At 50.5% G+C, this 21,087-nt stretch carries 23 protein-coding genes; 17 read left to right on the top strand and 6 right to left on the bottom strand.

The window, feature by feature from the left end:
• The first annotated feature begins 25 nt into the window (after positions 1-25).
• Complete coding sequence (erpA, locus tag QWY20_RS06420) at positions 26-367, top strand: iron-sulfur cluster insertion protein ErpA (RefSeq protein WP_330128205.1); 342 nt, start codon at positions 26-28, stop codon at positions 365-367.
• Positions 368-403: 36 nt separating this feature from the next.
• Here the strand turns inward: erpA and QWY20_RS06415 are convergent, their stop codons facing one another.
• The gene (locus QWY20_RS06415) at positions 404-577 is read right to left on the bottom strand and encodes a hypothetical protein (RefSeq protein ID WP_330128204.1); all 174 of its coding nucleotides are present in this window, start codon (positions 575-577) and stop codon (positions 404-406) included.
• Positions 578-881: 304 nt separating this feature from the next.
• Between QWY20_RS06415 and QWY20_RS06410 the strand changes: the two genes are divergently transcribed.
• On the top strand, positions 882-1,121 hold the full coding sequence (locus QWY20_RS06410; RefSeq protein ID WP_330128203.1) for a helix-turn-helix domain-containing protein: 240 nt from the start codon (positions 882-884) through the stop codon (positions 1,119-1,121).
• Between the two features lie 85 nt (positions 1,122-1,206).
• On the opposite strand, the gene QWY20_RS06405 is transcribed toward QWY20_RS06410, so the two are convergent.
• From QWY20_RS06405 to QWY20_RS06385, 5 genes are all read right to left on the bottom strand, one after another.
• Entirely contained in the window at positions 1,207-2,592 is a 1,386-nt protein-coding gene (locus QWY20_RS06405; protein ID WP_330128202.1) for an AmpG family muropeptide MFS transporter, read from the bottom strand.
• 90 nt (positions 2,593-2,682) lie between these two features.
• Positions 2,683-3,003 carry a hypothetical protein gene (locus tag QWY20_RS06400; protein WP_330128201.1) on the bottom strand — a complete coding sequence of 107 codons (321 nt, stop codon included), beginning with the start codon at positions 3,001-3,003 and terminating at the stop codon, positions 2,683-2,685.
• A 97-nt stretch (positions 3,004-3,100) separates the two neighbouring features.
• Positions 3,101-3,691 carry a peptidylprolyl isomerase gene (locus QWY20_RS06395; RefSeq protein ID WP_330128200.1) on the bottom strand — a complete coding sequence of 197 codons (591 nt, stop codon included), beginning with the start codon at positions 3,689-3,691 and terminating at the stop codon, positions 3,101-3,103.
• Positions 3,688-4,254 carry a YajG family lipoprotein gene (locus QWY20_RS06390; protein WP_330128199.1) on the bottom strand — a complete coding sequence of 189 codons (567 nt, stop codon included), beginning with the start codon at positions 4,252-4,254 and terminating at the stop codon, positions 3,688-3,690. The genes QWY20_RS06395 and QWY20_RS06390 overlap by 4 nt, the downstream gene beginning before the upstream one ends.
• Positions 4,251-5,420, bottom strand: a complete 1,170-nt coding sequence (locus QWY20_RS06385) for a methyltransferase (RefSeq protein ID WP_330128198.1) — start codon at positions 5,418-5,420, stop codon at positions 4,251-4,253. The genes QWY20_RS06390 and QWY20_RS06385 overlap by 4 nt, the downstream gene beginning before the upstream one ends.
• 20 nt (positions 5,421-5,440) lie before the next feature.
• Between QWY20_RS06385 and QWY20_RS06380 the strand changes: the two genes are divergently transcribed.
• The 15 genes from QWY20_RS06380 to QWY20_RS06310 all read left to right on the top strand — a co-directional run bounded on the left by QWY20_RS06380 (position 5,441) and on the right by QWY20_RS06310 (position 21,074).
• Positions 5,441-6,064 carry an alpha-ketoglutarate-dependent dioxygenase AlkB family protein gene (locus tag QWY20_RS06380; RefSeq protein ID WP_407935405.1) on the top strand — a complete coding sequence of 208 codons (624 nt, stop codon included), beginning with the start codon at positions 5,441-5,443 and terminating at the stop codon, positions 6,062-6,064.
• Between the two features lie 129 nt (positions 6,065-6,193).
• Positions 6,194-6,535: a BolA family protein gene (locus QWY20_RS06375; RefSeq protein ID WP_330128196.1), complete on the top strand. Its 342-nt coding sequence runs from the start codon at positions 6,194-6,196 to the stop codon at positions 6,533-6,535.
• 195 nt (positions 6,536-6,730) lie between these two features.
• Complete coding sequence (gene fabV / locus QWY20_RS06370; RefSeq protein WP_330128307.1) at positions 6,731-7,924, top strand: enoyl-ACP reductase FabV; 1,194 nt, start codon at positions 6,731-6,733, stop codon at positions 7,922-7,924.
• Positions 7,925-8,276: 352 nt separating this feature from the next.
• The gene (locus tag QWY20_RS06365; RefSeq protein WP_330128195.1) at positions 8,277-9,614 is read left to right on the top strand and encodes a Na(+)-translocating NADH-quinone reductase subunit A; all 1,338 of its coding nucleotides are present in this window, start codon (positions 8,277-8,279) and stop codon (positions 9,612-9,614) included.
• 2 nt (positions 9,615-9,616) lie between these two features.
• Positions 9,617-10,819, top strand: coding sequence for an NADH:ubiquinone reductase (Na(+)-transporting) subunit B (locus QWY20_RS06360; protein WP_330128194.1), 1,203 nt, complete (start codon positions 9,617-9,619; stop codon positions 10,817-10,819).
• On the top strand, positions 10,812-11,600 hold the full coding sequence (locus QWY20_RS06355) for a Na(+)-translocating NADH-quinone reductase subunit C (protein ID WP_330128193.1): 789 nt from the start codon (positions 10,812-10,814) through the stop codon (positions 11,598-11,600). Before QWY20_RS06360 ends, QWY20_RS06355 begins: the two co-directional genes overlap by 8 nt.
• The gene (locus QWY20_RS06350) at positions 11,593-12,222 is read left to right on the top strand and encodes an NADH:ubiquinone reductase (Na(+)-transporting) subunit D (protein WP_330128192.1); all 630 of its coding nucleotides are present in this window, start codon (positions 11,593-11,595) and stop codon (positions 12,220-12,222) included. The genes QWY20_RS06355 and QWY20_RS06350 overlap by 8 nt, the downstream gene beginning before the upstream one ends.
• An 11-nt stretch (positions 12,223-12,233) precedes the next feature.
• Positions 12,234-12,848, top strand: a complete 615-nt coding sequence (gene nqrE / locus QWY20_RS06345; protein ID WP_330128191.1) for an NADH:ubiquinone reductase (Na(+)-transporting) subunit E — start codon at positions 12,234-12,236, stop codon at positions 12,846-12,848.
• Positions 12,849-12,867: 19 nt separating this feature from the next.
• Entirely contained in the window at positions 12,868-14,094 is a 1,227-nt protein-coding gene (gene nqrF / locus QWY20_RS06340) for an NADH:ubiquinone reductase (Na(+)-transporting) subunit F (protein WP_330128190.1), read from the top strand.
• 9 nt (positions 14,095-14,103) lie between these two features.
• Complete coding sequence (locus tag QWY20_RS06335; RefSeq protein ID WP_330128189.1) at positions 14,104-15,150, top strand: FAD:protein FMN transferase; 1,047 nt, start codon at positions 14,104-14,106, stop codon at positions 15,148-15,150.
• Complete coding sequence (gene nqrM, locus QWY20_RS06330; protein WP_091338071.1) at positions 15,150-15,362, top strand: (Na+)-NQR maturation NqrM; 213 nt, start codon at positions 15,150-15,152, stop codon at positions 15,360-15,362. Before QWY20_RS06335 ends, nqrM begins: the two co-directional genes overlap by 1 nt.
• Positions 15,363-15,476: 114 nt before the next feature.
• Positions 15,477-17,024: a M17 family metallopeptidase gene (locus tag QWY20_RS06325; RefSeq protein WP_330128188.1), complete on the top strand. Its 1,548-nt coding sequence runs from the start codon at positions 15,477-15,479 to the stop codon at positions 17,022-17,024.
• A gap of 110 nt (positions 17,025-17,134) precedes the next feature.
• A complete protein-coding gene (locus tag QWY20_RS06320) occupies positions 17,135-19,786 on the top strand; it encodes an ATP-binding protein (protein WP_330128187.1) in 2,652 nt (883 codons plus the stop codon).
• On the top strand, positions 19,779-20,207 hold the full coding sequence (locus QWY20_RS06315) for an HIT domain-containing protein (RefSeq protein ID WP_330128186.1): 429 nt from the start codon (positions 19,779-19,781) through the stop codon (positions 20,205-20,207). The genes QWY20_RS06320 and QWY20_RS06315 overlap by 8 nt, the downstream gene beginning before the upstream one ends.
• A 27-nt stretch (positions 20,208-20,234) precedes the next feature.
• Positions 20,235-21,074, top strand: a complete 840-nt coding sequence (locus QWY20_RS06310; protein WP_330128185.1) for an HDOD domain-containing protein — start codon at positions 20,235-20,237, stop codon at positions 21,072-21,074.
• The last annotated feature ends 13 nt before the right edge of the window (positions 21,075-21,087 follow it).

Genomic DNA, 21,087 nt, shown 5'->3' with positions numbered 1-21,087 from the left:
CTAGCATTTAACCTTCGGAGTATGTATGTCAGAGATTCAGGTCCCACTGGAATTTACCGATGCTGCCGCGAATAAAGTACTGGCACTGGTGACCGAAGAGGAAAACCCGGCACTGAAATTGCGCGTGTACATCACAGGTGGCGGCTGCTCCGGCTTTCAGTATGGCTTTACCTTTGATGAAAAAGTCAACGAAGGTGATTTTGTCCTGGAAAAGCAGGGGGTCAGCATGGTGGTGGATCCCATGAGCTTGCAGTACCTGATGGGCGGTACCGTGGATTACACCGAAGGTTTGCAAGGCAGTCGCTTTATTGTCAGCAACCCCAATGCAACAACAACCTGTGGTTGTGGCTCCTCGTTTTCGGTTTAAAACGCAAAAAAAATCCGTAGCGGTAACGAGTTCAGGTTACCGCTGCGTTAGCCAGATGATAGCTGCTAACAAAGCCCCGATCGCCAGATTAAAAACACCGATATAAATAAATCCTTTCTTACCCTGTTGTAAGCTAAGCCCCTGACTTTGCAAAAACCAGAACCAGGCAGCAAACATCAACAAGGGCAGTAAAAAAATCAATCGGATCATAACTGTCTACCCTTAGTTAGTTAAGTTGCTGTCATTATAGAAGAAAATATAGTTGCTGACGAATTCATTCAGCCAGCTTTTGCCATTCAATGCGGTAAAGTCCCTAACTTTGAGACATAGTTCATTCCTGTCCGACCTGTCAATAGATAACCCGTTTTTTAACGCTTGTAACTGTACGCCTGTCGCATCCTATGTTTTAATGGAGGGGTTTTCATAGCGCTCTGGCTTACCAGTGCTATGAAGGTGGGCAAAAAAATGTTAATTCCATAATAAAAGCGTCTTAAACGCTGGGAGTACATCATAAATGAAAGGTGGTAAAAGTGTTATCTCCGAGGAAAATAAACGACTTTGCATTTGGCTGAAACGCCAGCGTCAGGAAAAAGGGCATACCATGCGTAGTTTATCGGAACTACTGGGTACGCCACATTCCTTTATTGGCAAAGTAGAGAATCAGGAGCGCCGGCTGGATGTAGTGGAATTTATTCGCTACTGCCAGGCACTGGAAGTGGATCCGGCTGAAGGTTTAAGGCAAGCTCTGAATTGACAGAGCGCTTGCTGTTAAAAAGGGATACCTGGCTGGTATCCCTTTTTATTTGGCTTTTTATTGTTCCAGTAGCATTGCTCTCTAATTAAGCGGAGCTATCAGTCTGGTTTGCTGTCGCTGCCATTTGTTGCCGGAAACGCTTGCCAATCCACAGCAGCAGGCAGAGCGATGGAATCACCATCAACGCGGTAATGGTGAAAAACAAGGCCCAGTTTCCATCCAGGAAATCGACCAGCTCACCACTAAAGGATGCCAGGGTAGTCCTGCCAAGATTGCCAAGAGATGCTAACAAGGCATACTGCGTTGCAGAAAATGCCCGTCCGGTCAGGAAGGTCAAAAAGGAAACGAAAGCGACGGTTGAAAAAGCACTGGTAAAATTATCGACTAAAATGGTGGCCAGGAATAAGTTGGTATTGGGGCCAACCATGGCAATCCAAGAGAACATCAGGTTACTGGCAGCCATAGCAACACCACCAATAAACAAGCCGCGCAAGATCCCAAAGCGAATATTGATGGCGCTGCCAAGTAGGGTGAAAAGTATCATGGCAACCCAGCCGATCAGTTTAGAGTATTCGGCGATTTGCTCATTGCTAAACCCAACTTCGCGATAAAACGGAATCGACATCCGTCCAAGAAAGGCTTCACCGATTTTAAACAAGAATACAAAAAGTAAAATGGCCAGTGCTAATCCCCAGCCATTGCGACGGAAAAACTCAGCGAAAGGCTCGATGACGGTCACACTGAGCCAGACCAAATAACCCCGGATCCCTCCTTTGCCAAGTTGTTGCTGGTAACGCAGGCTGGCATCTTGTTGCAACTGTTCGCGTTCTTTCCCTGGCTCACGTATATAAAGTGTCGCCAGCATGAGCAGAAGTTGTACCCCGGCCATGCCCAGATAGACAGCAGGCCAACCAAAGGTATCGGCATTAAAAAACGCCAGGGCACCTGGTAATGAATAGCCGGTCCACCAACCGATCACCGCCATGGCTGCTGCTGGTGGCAGCCTTAGCTTTTCGCCTGCGATGATATCGATACGGTACGCATCTATGGCAACATCCTGGGTGGCTGAAGCAACAGCGATGGACAGTGCGAGTAAGGATGTCCAAAGCAGGCTGTAACCTGGGTTGGTAAACGCGATGGTTAGGGTAGCCGTCAGGATCAGACTTTGCATCAACAGGATCCAACTGCGTCGTTGGCCTAACCAACGGTAAAGCAGCGGTAATTGCACCCGATCCAGCAAAGGGGCCCAGAGAAAATTCAATGCATAGACAATAAAGATAGAACCAAAATAACCAATTGCGGCACGAGATAGGCCAGCATCTTGCAACCAGCCACTCATATTGGAACCAATCAACACCCAGGGAAAGCCTGAGGCGCAGCCCATCAGGAAAATATACAACAGACGAATATCGGAATAGCTGTCGATCGCTTGTCGCCAGCTTTGCACTTTGCTCTCGGCTTTAAATAACATGGGTCATTCTCGAAACTGCATGGCTCAGACCATAACAAAGCCTGAGGGATTCGGAAATAGTTGGCGCTAAATAATCTACATGGAAATACGTTAAGGGCGGATCCCAACACAGTCCAGTGGAATGGTACCATTACCCCGCAAATAGCTCAGACAACTTTGGATATTGTGCTGCAAGATAGGATCACTTTTCAGTTGCTGCTCCGGCCAACACTCCAGCTGATGCAGCAGATGCCAGAACACCTGTTCTTGTTCATTGCGCGGGGTTTTCAGCTGAATCCCAAATTGCGCCCACTCTTCCAACGTGTCCCAAATAAAGAGATGCAACTCGCGGTGAGGCAGCCTGCCGCGAAAATAGCGGGAGGCGTAGTAAATTAATTGCTGCGTTTTAAGTTCAATGAATTGTTCCAGCATACACCGACCTCTGTACTTGTGATGCCAGCAAAATGTGCTGCTGTTCTTGCAAGTATAGCCGGCCAGCGGATGGTTGCTGGAAAAATAGTTTTGGTGTTTAGCCCTCTGGTACCAAGCTGACACGATGCAGCACTATGGGCTCAACCGGGACATCTGGCCACCCTGTGACTTTATGTTGAGCCGTTTCCCAGTCGTTCACTTGTTGCAAAATATCCATGCCTTCCATCACCCGGCCAAAAACGGTATACCCCCAGCGGGCTCCCGGGTTCAGGCTATCATTGTCGGACAAGTTGAAGTAGAACTGACTGGTGGCGCTATGCGGATTGCTGGTGCGTGCCATGGCAATGGTACCAATTTCGTTACGCAAACCATTACCAGACTCATTAAAAATGGCATCTAGTGTCGTAATGGCCTCATAGTCTTGCTTGTAACCACCGCCTTGCAGCACAAAGTCGCTAATCAGTCGGTGGAAAACAGTCTCGTTGTAGCGCTGGGTTTTGACGTAACTTAAGAAATTATTGACGGTGATAGGAGCCCTGCTGCGATCCAGCTCTACCGTGATGTCACCCAAGGAGGTGTGTAAGATCACTTTCGGAAAGAGATTATCCGGCTGCAGACTTTCGCCAGCCATGAGCGCTGAGCTGAACCAGAGTAAAATGCTGGCTGCTGCGGTGATAAGAAGCTTCATGCTTGTCTCCTCAAATACTGTTGCCATTGCTGATCGCTTAAAATATCGTGCAGCACCCGCTCAGCGAGCTGATTGAGCTCGCGCTCAACCGAAGCAGGATCGACTTTAAAGGGCGCTGTATAGCTGCTGTTGCCGGCAAAGCGTTTGCGATAGTGCCCGGCTGTAGAGTGAATCGCAACTTCAATCACGACTTCAGAATGAACTTCGTGATCCAGCGGGTGTTGTCTGGCTCTGGCGATGAGCGTCAGAACATTAAACTGTACGTTGGTGGTAGCCGTAGGATCAAGCCGGGCGCCTGCTTGCTGAAATCGCTGTTGCAGCTGGGCCTGCAGTTTGCTGCGCCAATCGGGCTTATTTTGTAAATTGACCGACTGATCACCAGTCTGAATGCTTAGCATGACAGGCTTGGCTCGTTTATCCTGTAACTGCCACTTAAATCGTGTATTGTTAAGCTGTAACTGCGGCTCAGTAGCTACGGCAGGATTCACAAATAATGGCCTGTGCGGGCTGGCACAGCCTGAAAGGAGTATCACAGTTAACAGGCACAGCAGTGACAACTTCATCTTTTTCGCTCCGATTCCAAAATGACAAATTTCTGCTGACTGGCAAGGCAGCTTACTCCGCCAAACTGCCGGGTAAGCTCCTGTGCATAGGGCAGGTGACGGTTAGCAACGATGCGTAATTTTCCACCGGGCTTTAACACCCGCCAGGCATCGCGAAACATTTGCCGTGCCAGATGCGTTGTGATGGTATCCTGTTGGTGGAATGGCGGGTTGCAAAGGACCCAGTCGGTACTGCCAGTCGCTAGCTGGCTCAGACCATCGTCCTGCAAAAAAGTGCAATCAGCAAGTGACTGTGGCAGGCTTAGTTGCACACTTTGTTGGGCGGAAGCGACCGCCATAGCCGACTCATCAGTAAAGGTGACTTTGAGTTCGGGGTTTGCTGCCAGCGCAGACAAGCCGAGTACACCGTTGCCACAGCCTAAATCTACCAAAGTTTCACCGGCTTTGGTGGCAGGCAGGTGCTGTAAGAAAAAGCGAGCGCCTATATCAAGCTTCTCGCCACTAAAAACATTGGCATGATTCACCAACTGCAGGTGGCTGTCTGGCAGCGACCAGATCTTTGGCCACGAAAGCGCCAACTTTGTGCTGCCTGGTGCTGGCTGACAGTGCAGGTAACGGCACTTGCGGATGGTTAAGGAAGCGGTAGTGGGCCCAACAGTCTGATTGAACAGTTGCAGCAGGTTTTTGTGGATATCCCGTGCCCGTGCCGCGACAATGAATTGCTGGCTGCTGGTCATAAGTGGTGCCAGTTTCTGCAGTTGATAACCAAGAAAGCCATGATCCCGTGGCACCTTAAGCACTATCAAGGCGGCAGCTGGCAGTGGACTCAGGCTATTCATAAACGTTAGCTGTGTTGCTGGCAGTTGGTTTAGCTGCATGTTGGCCTGACAGGCAAGTTGGCTGACGTAAGAGTCGCTGCTATGGACTAAAGCTAGCTCGGGGTAGCGGGCAAGAAGCGCGCAGCTCAAAGCGCCAAACTGATCGTTGAGCAACAACACGGGTAAAGCGTTTCGTTCATCAACCGGTAAAGCGTCCAACTGACGAAAAGCCTCAGTCAGTAGCAACTCATCCACCAGATCCCAGGCCTGCAGATTGACAAAGTCTGTCCTGGCTGGCCAGCGCTTTAATTGCAGATGGATCCCTGCCAACGTAAAATGCGTATTCATGCAAATTCAGTTTAATAAGAATGGCGGCTATTTTGACACGTGTGGATCGGCAGCTCAAGCCAGAGTGCTGGCAGTTACCCGGTGCTGACTTACAGCTTTGGCGTGGATGGTTGCCTGTTAATGAAGCAGATGCCGGCTATCAGCAATTGCAGCAGCAGCTGACATGGCAGCAACCCAGTATCCGTTTGTTTGGCAAAGAACATCCGATCCCCAGGCGACAGGTTTGGATGGGAGACACGAATGCTCATTACCGTTATTCAGGCACTCTGTTTGCACCTGAACCCTGGCACCCATTGGTCGACCGTTGGCGGCAACAATTATCGCAGCAGCTTGAAAAGCCTTTTAATTCAGTGCTACTGAACTGGTATCGTTCCGGTTTGGATCACATGGGCTGGCATGCCGATAATGAACCTGAGCTTGGGGTGGAGCCTGGTATTGCCTCGCTTAGCCTGGGTCAGGCCAGGCGCTTTGATTTAAAGCATCGTCAGCAGCCGTGGCAACTGCAGCTGGAGCTTGGGCCAGGCGATCTGTTGCTGATGTCGGGCACTACGCAGCAGCATTGGTTGCATCGGGTTCCTAAACAGAGCCGCTTGACGGCCGGACGGCTCAATCTGACGTTTCGTTATATTGTGCCTGCTGTTTAGACCAATTTATTTTTTCACGAGCCACCAGCCGGTTAGCTGCGAACAAAACACTTGACAGCACTAAGCCACTGGCAAGTCCGGTAGAGTTAACTAGAGTAAAGCAGAGGGACCAAAAAAAGGATGAAGTCTATGTTAATCCACACGCGTATTGAGCAGAAATTACTGGATGCATTTGATCCTGTAGTGTTGGAAGTAATCAATGAAAGCCACATGCACAATGTTCCTGCTGGATCGGAGTCGCACTTTAAAGTGGTAATTGTGACCCCACAGTTTGAAGGCATGCGCTTATTGCAGCGTCACAGAGCGGTCAATGCGATTGTCGCTGAAGAGTTGGCGCAAGATATTCATGCCCTGGCTTTACACACCTACACCCCAGGCGAATGGTACGAGTACTATGCCGAAAAGCCTCCTGCATCACCGAAATGCCTGGGCGGTGACAAACTGGGCAGTGAAAAAAAAGCCCTTGTCTGAGTATCTATCCTTACCCTGGCAGCATTGTGGCCGCATCGCTGAGAGGTGAGTACATCTGGCTCAAAGGCAGCGGATGCGGCCATGCTTTACTCGCTACCCTGCTGTAAGCCTGCTAAAATCCCCTGATCCGACCAGCTTTGGCTGCTAAAGTCTTACACTAGTCGCAATTTCCTCACTGAAGAACAGGACTGAATGATGGTAATTCAACCAAAAATCCGTGGTTTTATCTGTACCAATGCCCATCCAACAGGTTGTGCTGCCCATGTAAAGCAACAAATTGACTATGTACAACAGCGCGGTGCTATCAGCAATGGCCCTAAAAATGTACTGGTGATAGGGGCATCAACGGGCTATGGCCTGGCTTCGCGGATTGCCGCAGCCTTTGGTTCTGGCGCAAAGACGCTGGGAATTTTCTTTGAAAAGGAACCAATGGCCAGTAAAACTGCTTCGGCAGGTTGGTACAACACCGCTGCGTTTGAGCAGGAGGCCAGTAAAGCCGGTCTTTGGTGTAAGCACATCAATGGTGATGCTTTCACCGATGAACTAAAAGCCAAAACCATCGAAGTGATTCAACAGGAGATGGGAAAAATTGACTTGGTGGTCTATAGTCTGGCAGCACCACGGCGCAAAGATCCGGAGTCTGGCGAAATTTACAGCTCCGTGCTCAAACCTATTGGTAAGGCTTATACCGAGAAAAATTTAAACACCAGCAAGCGGGTGATTGAAGAAGTCAGCGTGGAGCCGGCCAATGATGAGGAAATCTTCAATACGGTGAAAGTCATGGGTGGTGAAGACTGGGAGCGCTGGCTGGATCAATTGCATGCAGCCGGTGTGCTGGCTGAGAACTGCCAGACAGTGGCTTATACCTACATCGGTAAAGAGTTAACCTGGCCCATTTATGGCAAAGCCACCATTGGTAAAGCCAAAGAAGATCTGGACAGGGCCGCAGCGGCTTTAACCAGCAAGCTAGCGGATAAAAAAGGCAAAGCCTATGTGGCTTCGTTAAAAGCGGTGGTCACTCAGGCCAGTTCCGCCATTCCGATTATGCCACTCTATATCTCTTTGTTGTACCGGGTGATGAAAGCCGAAGGCAGCCATGAAGGCTGCATTGAGCAAATCGATGGTTTGTTCCGTGAAGGGCTATATGCTTCAGCCCCACAGCTTGATGAAGCAGGCCGCTTGCGTCAGGATGGTAAGGAGCTGGCTGAGCATGTGCAGGCAGAAGTGAAAGCTCTGTGGCAGCAGGTTGAAACCGATAACATTGATACGCTGACCGACTATGCCGGTTACCATCAGGATTTTCTGCAGCTGTTTGGTTTTGGTATCGAGGGTGTTGACTACGAGGCCGATGTTAACCCCGAAGTTCCTTTGCAGCAACTGCTGGATTAAGCGTTTGTACAAGCCACCCGCGGGTGGCTTTTTCGTGCCGGATTGAACCCAGCGCAGGGTGAGTACTACCAAAGTTGGCATGGCGGCTACTGGCAACAGCAAGTAAAATAGCACAATTTGCTGAAAATTTGCGCAAATTGGCTAGACTAAAATGCAACCGGTGCGACCGTGATAAATTTTCATGATCGCATGGATAGCGGCCGCGTTTGATGGTAAAATCCGCGCCTTTAATACGTGTATCCGATTTTGGAACCGCAAAGTAGGTGAAAGTTCCATCGTCATCGGGTGCGCTGCGAGGTTAGCAGCTGAAAAACTGGACCTGTTTCTTCCCAAACTAGTAGTGCAAGTACGTATGATAAAACTCAAAAAAGGCTTGGACATTCCCCTCGCGGGCAGTCCTAAACAAGAGATAACCGACGGGCCTGCTATCAAGCGCGTCGCCGTACTCGGCGAAGAGTTTCATGGTATGCGTCCGACCATGTTGGTCGAAGTTGGCGATACAGTAAAAAAAGGCCAGGGCTTGTTTGAAGACAAGAAAACCCCTGGTGTTATTTTTACTGCGCCAGCAGCTGGCAAGGTGGTTGAAATCAACCGTGGTGCTAAGCGGGTATTGCAGTCTGTCGTGATTGAAGTGCAGGGCAGTGATGCTGTGCAATTCGATAAGTACACTGCAGAGCAACTGCTTAGCCTCAGCTCAGAGCAGGTTCGCAAAAACCTGGTCGAGTCAGGTTTATGGGTGGCATTTCGTACCCGGCCATTTAGCCAGACGCCAGCCATTGACAGTACCGCCAAAGCTATTTTTGTGACCGCGATGGATACCCATCCGCTGGCTGCAGACCCGGCTGTGGTGATCAAGGCTCAGGCCAGCGCCTTTCAGCATGGCCTGACCGTGCTGCGGCATTTGACCGATGGCAAAGTCTACCTGAGTAAAAAGGCCGGAGCTGATGTGCCGTCGGTCACCGGGGTAGAGGTTGCTGAGTTTGCCGGGCCGCATCCGGCTGGCTTACCAGGTACCCATATTCACTTCCTGGAAGGTGCTTCCATCCAAAAAGTGGTATGGCACATCGGTTATCAGGACGTCATTGCGATTGGCCAGTTATTCACCAGTGGTGAATTGCCGGTGGAACGTGTGGTGTCTTTGGCCGGTCCTGTAGTGAAATCACCACGTTTGTTGAAAACTGTGTTGGGTGCTTCCGTCGAAGAACTGACCGCTGGTGAACTTGCCGATGGCGAGCACCGTATTATTTCGGGATCGGTACTGGCTGGAACCACAGCGCATGGCGTGCATGGTTATTTAGGTCGTTTCCATAATCAGCTGTCGGTATTAGCTGATGGCAGCGAGAAACACTTTTTGGGTTGGATTGCCCCTGGTAGCGAGAAGTTTTCCGTTACCCGTGCTTATTTGGGACATCTGAGCCCTAAAAAGCTGTTTAACTTGACTACCACTACCAACGGCTCGGCCCGTGCCATGGTACCGATCGGAAATTACGAGCGGGTCATGCCCCTGGATATTCTGCCCACTTTGTTGTTGCGTGATCTGTGCTCCGGTGATACCGACAGTGCCCAGGCGCTCGGCTGCCTTGAACTGGACGAAGAAGACTTGGCCTTGTGTACCTTCGTGTGCCCAGGCAAGTACGATTATGGCTCCATTCTGCGTAGCTGCCTGACGACGATCCAGAAGGAAGGCTAATCATGAGTTTAAAGCATTATTTAGAACGCATTGAACCGCAGTTTGAGAAAGGCGGTAAGTATGAAAAGTGGTACGCGCTGTACGAAGCCATCGCCACTGTCCTTTATACGCCAGGCTACGTCACTAAGAACAAGACCCATGTTCGCGATAGTATTGATTTGAAGCGAATTATGATCTTTGTATGGTTGGCTTTGTTTCCGGCTTTGTTCTTCGGCATGTTTAATGTCGGTCACCAGGCTGTTGCGGCCCTGGCGGAAGGTTTTGGTACGCCAGATACCTGGCAGGTCGGTCTCTTCCATTTGCTTGGCGGTAGTCTGACAGAAAGCTCTGGCTGGGGCATGAAAATGCTCTATGGTGCTTGCTGGTTCCTGCCGATTTACGCCACTGTCTTTGTGGTGGGTGGCTTCTGGGAAGTGCTGTTTGCTTCGGTCCGTAAGCACGAAGTCAACGAAGGCTTCTTCGTTACTTCTATCTTGTTTGCGCTGATCCTGCCCGCGACCATTCCGCTGTGGCAAGCTGCCCTGGGTATTACCTTTGGTGTGGTGGTTGCCAAAGAAGTGTTTGGTGGTACAGGGCGTAACTTCTTAAACCCTGCACTGGCGGGCCGTGCTTTCCTGTTCTTTGCTTACCCGGCAGAAATTTCCGGCGATGCAGTCTGGACAGTAGCCGATGGTTATTCAGGTGCAACCTTGCTGAGCCAGGGGCAAAATGCGACTCTGGATTACAGCGATATGCAGCTGTGGTGGGACTCCTTCCTTGGCTTTATTCCAGGCTCTGTCGGTGAAACCTCAACCCTGGCGTTGTTGATTGGTGGTTTAGCACTGATTTATTTCCGTATTGCTTCCTGGCGCATTGTGTTGGGTGTGATGGTCGGTATGGTGTTAACTGCGCTGTTATTCAATGCCATTGGTTCAGAGACCAATCACTTGTTTGCTATGCCTTGGCATTGGCACCTGGTGATCGGTGGTTTTGCGATTGGCATGTTCTTTATGGCAACAGATCCGGTTTCAGCCTCATTCACCAATGAAGGCAAATGGGCTTACGGTATTCTGATTGGCTTTATGGTGGTGATGATTCGTGTGGTGAACCCGGCTTATCCGGAAGGCATGATGCTGGCAATCCTGTTTGCGAACCTGTTCGCGCCATTATTTGATTTCTTCGTGGCTCAGGCCAATATCAAACGGAGGCTGGCACGCAATGTCTAGTAAAAACGATACCATCAGTAAAACGCTGATCGTTGTCATTTCCCTGTGTCTGGTGTGTGCCTTTGTGGTTTCCACAGCGGCCGTACAGCTGCGCCCGTTGCAGCAAGCCAATATGTTGCTGGATGCGCAGACCAATATTCTGCGCAGCGCCCGTGTGCTGGATGGTGCCGCACCGGCGGCTAAGGTGCGTGAGTTGTTCGAGCAATTTGTCGAAGAGCGCATTATTAACCTGACCACAGGTGAATTTACCGATAAAGATCCAATGCAGTTCGATTACCGTGCTTCCTGGCGCGATCCTGAGCTCAGCACTCAGCTCAGCAAGCAGCAGGATGTGGCTTCGATTCGTCGGGCCCCTCACTATGCTCCGGTTTACCTGGTGCGTGATGAGGCTGGTGAGCTGAAATCCATTGTGTTGCCAATCCATGGTTATGGTCTTTGGTCCACCATGCATGCCTTTATCGCACTGGAAACCGATGGTAACACCATCATTGGTATGAACTACTACGAGCAGGGCGAAACTCCTGGTTTGGGTGGTGAAATCGAGAATCCGCGTTGGATCGGTCAGTTTGAAGGCAAAAAGCTGTTCGATGATCAGGGCAATCTGGCTTTAAGCATCGTGCGTCCTGGTAATGCTTCTGATCCGAATCATGAAATTGATGGTTTATCCGGTGCAACCCTGACGGCAAATGGTGTGCAGAATACCTTTACCTTCTGGATGGGTGATAAAGGCTTTGGGCCTTTCCTGAGCAAGGTTCATCAAGGAGTCCTGAACAATGGCTAGTGCAAAAGAAATTAAAACCGTACTCTTTGGGCCGGTCTTTGCAAACAACCCCATTGCTTTGCAAGTACTGGGTGTGTGTTCTGCACTGGCGGTTACCACGCAAATGGCAACAGCCCTGGTTATGTGCTTCGCACTGACCTTTGTACTAACGTTGTCGAACTTGTTTATCTCCATTATTCGCAATCACATTCCTTCCAGTGTGCGGATCATTGTGCAGATGACCATCATTGCATCCTTGGTAATTATCGTTGACCAAATCCTGAAAGCCTTTGCCTATGAAGTATCCAAAGAGCTGTCGGTGTTTGTTGGCCTGATTATTACCAACTGCATCGTAATGGGTCGCGCAGAAGCTTATGCGATGAAAAGTACACCAGGGATGAGTTTCCTGGATGGCTTGGGCAATGCGATGGGTTATAGCCTGGTCTTGTTGGTCGTTGCCTTTATCCGTGAGCTGGGTGGTGCGGGTTCCGTATTTGGTGTTGAAATCCTGCCACTGGTAAGCGAAGGAGGCTGGTACCAGCCAATGGGTATGTTGTTGTTGGCGCCAAGTGCTTTCATCATCATCGCCTTCTTTATTTGGGTACTGCGGACCTTCCGTCCAGAGCAGGTTGAGCAGGCATAAGGAGCTGACAAGTGGGTTTAGAACATTATTTAGGTTTATTTGTCCGCGCCGTCTTTATTGAAAACCTGGCGTTGGCCTTCTTCCTTGGCATGTGTACTTTTTTGGCGGTGTCTAAAAAAGTCACTACCGCCTTTGGCCTTGGCGTTGCGGTAATCGTAGTGTTGGGCCTGGCTGTGCCAATCAACAACGTGGTGTACCACAACTTGCTGGCGCCTGGTGCGCTGGAGTGGGCTGGCTTTCCGGATGCTGATCTTAGCTTCCTTGGCTTTATCACCTACATTGGTGTGATTGCAGCCATGGTTCAAATCCTGGAAATGACGCTGGATAAGTTTTTCCCGGCACTGTACAACGCGCTGGGGATTTTCCTGCCCTTGATCACGGTAAACTGTGCCATCTTCGGTGGTGTTGCTTTCATGGTCGAGCGGGATTACAACTTTGCTGAAAGCGTGGTCTTTGGTTTAGGCAGTGGTGTTGGCTGGGCGCTGGCAATTACCTTGCTGGCTGCTGTGCGTGAAAAACTGAAATACGCTGATATGCCGCACGGCATGCGTGGTCTGGGCTCTACTTTCCTGATTGTAGGTTTGATGGGTCTTGGCTTTATGTCGTTCTCCGGCGTTTCATTGTAAGCAGTAGAAGGAAAACACAATGCAAGAGATTATTCTTGGCGTAGTGATGTTTACAGTGGTCGTGGTGGCCCTGGTATTCATCATTCTTGCCGCGAAATCCAAACTGGTCGCCAGCGGTGATGTAACCATCCTGATCAATGGTGACCCGGAAAAAGCCATTAAAACCAAGCCGGGCGGTAAGCTGCTGGGCGTGCTGGCCGATCAGGGTATCTTCCTGTCATCTGCTTGTGGTGGTGGTGGCTCTTGTGGTCAGTGTACGGTGCATGTGCACTCAGGTGGTGGTGAAATTCTGCCGACCGAGCTGGACCACATTACCAAGAAAGAAGCCCGCGAAGGTTGTCGCTTGTCCTGCCAGGTGGCGGTAAAAGGCGACATGGAAATTGAAGTGGAAGATGAAGTCTTTGGGATCCGTAAGTGGGATTGCGAAGTCATCTCCAACGACAACAAAGCGACCTTCATTAAAGAATTGGTGCTGCGTATTCCAGACGGTGAGTCCGTCCCTTTCCGTGCTGGTGGTTACATTCAGATTGAAGCTCCGCCACATCATGTGAAGTACAAAGACTTCGATATCCCGGAAAAATTCCGTGGAGACTGGGAGCGCTTTAACTTCTTCAGCCTGGAATCGAAAGTGGATGATGAAACCATCCGTGCTTATTCCATGGCGAACTACCCGGAAGAAGAAGGCATTATTATGCTGAACGTGCGGATTGCTACGCCGCCACCAAATAACCTGTCACTGCCTTGTGGCAAGATGTCCTCCTTTATCTGGAGCCTGAAAGAAGGCGATAAAGTGACGATTTCTGGTCCGTTTGGTGAGTTCTTTGCCAAAGAAACAGAAGCAGAGATGGTGTTCGTCGGTGGTGGTGCAGGTATGGCGCCAATGCGCTCGCATATCTTCGATCAGCTGCGTCGTCTGAAATCCAAGCGCAAGATGTCGTTCTGGTACGGTGCCCGTTCCAGCCGTGAAATGTTCTATGTGGAAGATTTCGACATGTTGGCGGCCGAGAACGATAATTTCGAGTGGCATGTGGCGCTGTCGGATCCACAACCGGAAGACAACTGGGAAGGCTACACCGGCTTTATCCACAATGTCTTGTACGAGAACTACCTGAAGAACCACAAAGCACCGGAAGATTGTGAGTTCTATATGTGTGGTCCGCCGATGATGAACAAAGCCGTGATCAACATGCTGAAAGATTTGGGTGTTGAAGACGAAAACATCATGCTTGATGACTTTGGTGGTTAATCCTTTCTTATGTTGAAAGTGTATTACAAATTCTGGCTGGCCCTAATCGGGCTGGCCATTTTCGTTTCTTGCAGCCCGGTTCCGACCGAAGAACGCATCACGCCGGAGCGTCTGCATGGTCAAACCATGGGGACTTACTATGTGGTGTCGATCTTTGCCGGTGAGCAAGAGGTTGACTACACCCAATTGCAAGCAGAGATCGATGCTGAACTGGAGTTGGTGAACCAGTTGATGTCGACCTATATTCCAGACTCGGAATTGATGCGGTTTAACCGCTGGCACAGTACCCAGCCATTTTTATTGTCTGAACCGACAGCCGCTGTCATGGCTGAGTCGATCCGGATTGGTCTGGAAACTGGTGGCTTGCTGGATGTCACCATTCGCCCGCTGGTTGAGTTATGGGGCTTTGGTGCTGAAGGCCGTATTACCAGAGCGCCCAGCAGCGAGCAATACCAGGCCATACTGCCGTTTGTCGGCATTGATAAGCTTAGCCTGGATGGACTGTGGCTGACTAAAGCGGATCCCCGGGTGTCGGTGGATTTATCCACCATAGCCAAAGGGTATGGGGTCGATCGGGTGGCTGATCTGTTGGATAGCAAAGGCTTTGCCGCCTATCTGGTTGAGGTTGGCGGCGAGATCCGTGCCCGAGGCCCTAAGCCCGATGGTACCCCCTGGCGTATTGCCATTGAAAAGCCAGATGCCGATGGCCGAGCGGTGCAGCGCATTATTGAACCCGGTGATTTGGCGCTAGCGACTTCAGGGGATTACCGCAATTATTTTGAGCAGGATGGGGTACGGTTTTCTCATATCCTGGATCCACGCACAGGTCGTCCTATTCAGGGCCGGGTAGTATCCAGCACTGTACTGCATGAGTCCTGTATGGTGGCGGATGGCTACTCTACTGCGTTGATGATTATGGAAGCCGATGAGGCGCTGGCTTTTGCCAATCGCATTGGCTTAGCTGCTATCCTTATTGTGAAAACCGATGATGGCTTTACTGAGCTGGTGAGTGACGCTTTTGAACCCTTTATGCATGCGGGAGGCATAGTACGATGATGAGTACTTTTTTACTGACTTTTGCTGTTTTGTTGTTGGTGGTGGTGGCGATGGCTGTTGGCTACTTGGTTCAGCGCAAGACCATCAGTGGCAGCTGTGGAGGTTTGGGTGCTATTGGTGTTGAAAAAGCCTGCGACTGCGACAATCCATGTGAGAAACGCCAGGCCAGAATGAAGAAAGAGCAGTTCTGGCAGGAAAATAAAATTATCTAAAGCTGTTCTGGCGTAAAGCAGAACTGCCAGCTGTGTCACTACGAAAGTGGCTTCTGGCTTGTTCTGCTTTTTGTTTTCCGAAATAATGACTTTTTTAGCCAGATGGAAGTCATTATGTCTTATCCGCATCTCCATGCCTTAGACTCGTTGCAACACGCTCTGACTGATAGCCGCTACGATGCGCTTATTGTGTTGGCCAGCGATTTTAACCATCCAGAGCTTGCTGCTCTTCACGACATCATTAATACAGCCGGACAGGTGGATCAGCGCATAGGTCAGCAACTGGCCAGCCTGCATTGTACTCGGGTGCCAGGCCAGCGTTTGATTCTAGCTCCGGTCGGTAGCCTGGACAGAGATTACGATGACGTGCGCAGCTTCGCCGATGCGGCCAAACAGGCAGTACAGCTTGCGAAGGAGATGGGAGCCAGAGCACCCCTGGTCTGGGTTGAGCCCATGAATGATCCCCTCTACCGGCAAACGGCTGCGGTAAGCTATCTGGCAATGTGTCAAGCCTTATGGCAACCCCTGGAAGGGCGCGAGGTGGTCGGTGAAGAAAAGTTGGAGCCTGTCCATAGCATAGGCTTATGCGGCGTCTCGCCGGAGCAGGCTGCAGAACTGATGGCGATTGAAGCAGGCAGACGACTGGCGCGTGATCTGGCCGGGACTGAGCCCGAGCGGATGAGTGCGCTTAATTTTGCCGCTTACTGTCAGGAAGCTTTTGCTGGCACTTCAGTACAGGTCGAGGTAATTACCGATGTGCCGACCTTGCTACGTGACTATCCCTTAATGATGGCTGTGGCCCGTAGTTCACTTGCCGTAAAAAGACATCATCCGGCGGTGATTCGGTTAACCTACAATCCAGCAGGTGCCGTGGCGCAGACGTTGCTGCTGGCAGGTAAAGGGCTGGTGTACGACACCGGTGGTGCTGATTTGAAAGTGGGTGGTAGCATGGCTGGCATGAGCCGCGATAAAGGCGGTGGGGCCGCAGTGGCTGGTTATATGCTGGCGATTGCAGGCCTAAAGCCAGAAGGTGTGAAAGTGGTAGCCGAAATCGGTGCGGTACGAAACAGCATTGGCTCGGATGCCTTTGTACCAGATGAAGTACTGACCAGCCATGCTGGTGTTCGGGTTCGGATAGGGAATACCGATGCCGAAGGGCGTTTGGTACTGGCTGATTTGTTGTCTCATCTGCGTGAGATGGCCTTGAATGAAGTGACTCCCCAGATTTATTCCATTGCGACACTTACCGGCCATGCCGCTCGTGCAGTTGGACCCTATACCGCTCTGGTTGAAAATGGCCCGTCCCGGGCATTGCAACTGGCAGCTCAGGTACAGCACAGTGGTGATATCTGGGGAGATCCTTGTGAAATATCACGCAGCCGTCGGGAGGATTTTCAATTCATTCAGGCCAAATCAGCTGCTGAAGACGTGCTTAGCTGCAACAATGCGGCATCCTCGGTAACGGTACGTGGTCATCAGTTCCCGATGGCCTTTTTGGTAGAGGCTTCTGGCTTAGCTGCACATGGTCAATATCAGGCGAAGCCTATCCCTTATTTGCACCTCGATATTGCCGGAAGTGGTGTGGATGGTGGTGACTGGATACATGGCAAACCCTCAGCCGCGCCAATCATGGCATTGTTGGCTGCTACCATAGGAAGTTAGTTGCCAGCACTTTTCAGTGCCTGACTGGTAGCACAAAGCTTGTTCTGCCAGTCAATGCTGGTTATGCTGTGGGGAGAACCTTTTTCGCTTAGGCGGCATACGATCCGGCAATGAGATTACGACAAACACTCCTGGTTTACCTGGTTCCCTTGTTGTTGCTGCCAGCTGTATTTTTTGGTGTGCTTGCTATTAAGTACAGTCAATCCTTCTACTGGCAGCAGGCAAATCAGCAAGCCAGTCAATTTTTGCATGCCCAGCAGCTGGCGATTCATACCGAGTTTCTGACCTTGAGTACGCAGCTGGCAGAGCTGTCATCCAGTCAAAGCCTGGCCAACTATTTGGCAAATCAAGGTGCCAACCAAGCGTTATTGGCGCAGGAATGGCAAGACTTTTTGCAGCGGCAGGCCAAGGTTGATTACCGCATCAAGTTACTGCAACTGAATGGTACCACAGAGCTTATGGTGCCAGCGGCTGAGCAAGGCTCAGTTCCTTTACGCTTCAGGCAGCGACACCTGGCTCGCTTGCAGAGTATGATCCGTGATGAAAGCTTTTTCTTTGCCATGGAGCCGGATAGTCAAGAGCAGCGCCTGTATCTGGCACGAAAAGTCTATCACAACAGTACTTCTGCCGCGGGGGACTCCCGTCAGTTATGGGGCTATCTGGTGCTTAGCCTCGAGCCAAGGGAACTAGGTACCATTTTGCAGCAGTCGCTGACACCTGGTAGCATTTCGCTGATAATCAGTCCGGCAGCCACCATTGCTTTTACCGATCGTCCTCAATTGATTGGCAGCACTTTTGCCCCCAGCCATTTCCGTACCATTCAGCTAAGTATGCAGCAATCTGACATGATTCCAGGGACATTGCTTGGCCAACCTATGCTACTGAAAGGTGCCGAGTTACCTGGCAGTTTTCAGCTGTTAATGGGGGTGAATCAAAGTGAGCTGATGGCTGACACCTTAAAGTTGCCTTGGGTCATCGGTGCTCTCTTGCTCTGTGTGGTCTTGCTATTGCCTTTTAGTATTTATTGGTTGCTGATACGGCACGTATTTGGCCCTATCCGCAAGCTAACCCAGGCGAAAACCGCAGTGGGCCGTGGTGATTTATCCACCTTGCTGCCGGTACAAAAGCAGGATGAGCTTGGTGATATGTTTGCTGCTTTTAATGTGATGGTTCGCCAATTGCGGGTTTACCGTGAGCGGGAACGTGCGTACAAGCAACAGCTAGAGGAAAAAGTACTGAAACGAACTCAGGATCTGGCGCGTGCGAACGATGATTTAGCGGCAGCCAACCAGGAGCTCATTGTAGCGCGAGAGACTGCAGAACAAGCCAGCCGGCTAAAAAGTGTGTTTCTGGCCAATATGAGTCATGAGATCCGTACTCCGTTAACTGCGATTATAGGTTTTAGTGAGCAAAGCGTGCAGGAGCAACAGCTGGAGCGGATGAAAGACTATCAGCTGCGTGTATTGAAAAGCAGCCAGCATTTATTGAATTTAATTAATGATATTCTGGACTTATCGAAGATTGAAGCGGATAAATTAGAGCTGCAGCATGAAGCTTGTCATTGCCTGGAAATTATCGATGATGTGTACCAACTTAGTCAGACTCAGGCCAAAGCCAAGGGACTGGATTGTGAGCTGCAATTGCGCTTTCCATTACCTGCGGTGATCATCAGCGATGAAGTGCGGTTTCGGCAGGTTCTGCTTAACCTGACCAGCAACGCGGTTAAGTTTACCCAACAGGGCAAAGTGATCATTCGCGTCGAATACGATTTGATGGAGCAGCGGCTGAAAATCTCGGTGAAAGACACCGGTATTGGTATTTCTCCGACTGAGCTATCCCGTTTGTTTCAACCCTTTGTGCAGGCCGACTCCACCGTGACACGCCATTTTGGTGGTACCGGACTTGGGCTATGTATTTCGAAAAAACTCATTCAACAGATGGGGGGCGACATCCGGGTAGACAGTGTAAAAGGAGTTGGCAGTAATTTTGAAGTGCTGCTCGATTGCAGTGGAATGAACCTTGAGCTGGTTCAATCCTATCAAGCACCCATCCAGCCTCAACCCAGCCCTCTGCAGAATGAGCAATGCCCACTCCATATACTGGTGGCTGAAGATAATCCGGATAACCAGTTACTGCTAAGCATTTTACTGCAACAGGTCAACGCCAGTTATCTGATGGTGGAAAATGGCCATCAGGCGGTAGAGCAGGCCTTAAAGGCAGATTTTGATTTGATCTTTATGGATATGCAGATGCCAGAGATGGGCGGAGAAGAAGCTACCGAGTTGATCCGCCATGCTGGGATTCAAACACCGATTATTGCTGTGACCGCCAATGTGATGAGTGAAGACATTGAACGTTATAAACGCTCCGGTTGTCAATCCGTGTTGTCAAAACCCATCGATCAACAGCAGTTTCTGAAGTTGGTCCAATCGTATCGCAGCGACAGCCGAGGCCATCATTATCAGGAGTTTGAACGGAGGCTGGCAGAGGACCCTGCCGTGTTAGCGCTGCGGGCTAATTTTCGCAGTAAGCTGCCGGAGTTGTTAGGCGTTTTGCGCCATGCTTGTATGCAGCAAGATTGGGATAAGCTGGCTTTTGAGGCGCACAGCTTAAAAGGAAGTGCTGGCAGCATGGGCTTTGCTAACCTGACGGAGCTGGCCGACGTCTTGGAACAGCAAGCCCATCAACAGGCGTTAAAAGCTTGCCAGCAGCTGTTGAACAAGATGGAGCAGATCGTCAATGAGGAGTTCACGGATGCCTGAAACGCAGCACTTTGAATTAGCTGCCCCCTTGCAGCAAGACAGTTATTTTGTGGCAGACTGGCCGTTGTGTCAGTTGCGTGTGATCAACGATCAACAGTATCCCTGGTTTTTGTTGATCCCAAGACGGCCAGGGTTAAAGGAGTTGATTGATTTAACTCCCGCGGATTATCTGCAGTACCATCAAGAAAGTTGGCAGCTTGCGGCTTGGTTGCGCCAGTGTTTTCGACCCGATAAATTAAACATTGCTGCCTTGGGCAATATGGTGCCACAATTACATATTCATCATATTGCCCGCTTCAAGCACGACAAAGCGTGGCCCGCGCCTGTTTGGGGTGTGGCAAAAATGCAGCCGTATCAGCCGGCGGCGATACAGCAGTACCTTGGTCAGTGGCGGCAAAGTCTGCCTGCATGGCCATCCTAGCCTAAATCGTTCATTGCGAGGTGTATCATGTCGGCAGAACATGCACTCATAACCATTCTGACTGAAAAGTTACGCAGCGATAGCCTGGTATTACCTACCTTACCGGAGATTGCTCTGCGGGTGCGCCGTACTGCGGACGATCCTGAGGTTAGCCTGGCGGTGATGGCAGAAACCATTAGCATGGATCCAGCCTTGGCCGCTCGTATGATTCGGGTTGCCAATAGTGCCTTTTTGGGGCGCTCGATTAAGGTCAGTACTCTGAACCAGGCGGTGACGCGCATTGGTCTCAGCCAGATTAAGACCATCGCTACCGCAATGGCGATGGAGCAGTTATTTCTCAGTCAGAATGCGCATATTCAGCAGATGATGGACAAGGCCTGGCGGGATACCGTTCAGGTCACCAGCATTGCGGTGGCTTGCCTGAGTTACTATCGGGCCCAACAAAGTAAATGCGCATTAAGTCCTGATGTGATGACATTAGCTGCTCTGTTGCATCACATTGGCTTGTTGCCGATTTTGACCGAGGCAGAGAAGCATCAGGAGGTTTTTGGCCATCCTGGCTTTATGCGTCATGCCATGGCGAAGCTGTCCCCACAGATTGGCTTGGCCATTATGAAAGCCTGGGGTTTTTCAGAGGTCTATCAGCGGGTGATTGCTGAGTGGCAGCAATCCAGGGTTTCGCCGCAGCCGGATTATACCGACTTTGTCCGGATTGCCACCATAGCACAGCGCAGTTTTCCTCAGCCAGAGCAGCAGCATGCACTTATCAGCCAGTACATTGAGCTTGGCTTGCTACCGGATGTCGATTTTATGCAAGAGCCTGCCATTGCTGCTGTGTATCAGGATGTACGGGCTCTTTTTGCCTAAACGCTCTGGTTGG

The organism is Alkalimonas cellulosilytica, assembly GCF_036325985.1.
Classification (GTDB): Bacteria; Pseudomonadota; Gammaproteobacteria; order Enterobacterales; family Alteromonadaceae; genus Alkalimonas; species Alkalimonas cellulosilytica.
The sequence above is the reverse complement of the archived record's forward strand: the minus strand, read 5'-3'. Positions and strand labels throughout refer to the sequence as shown.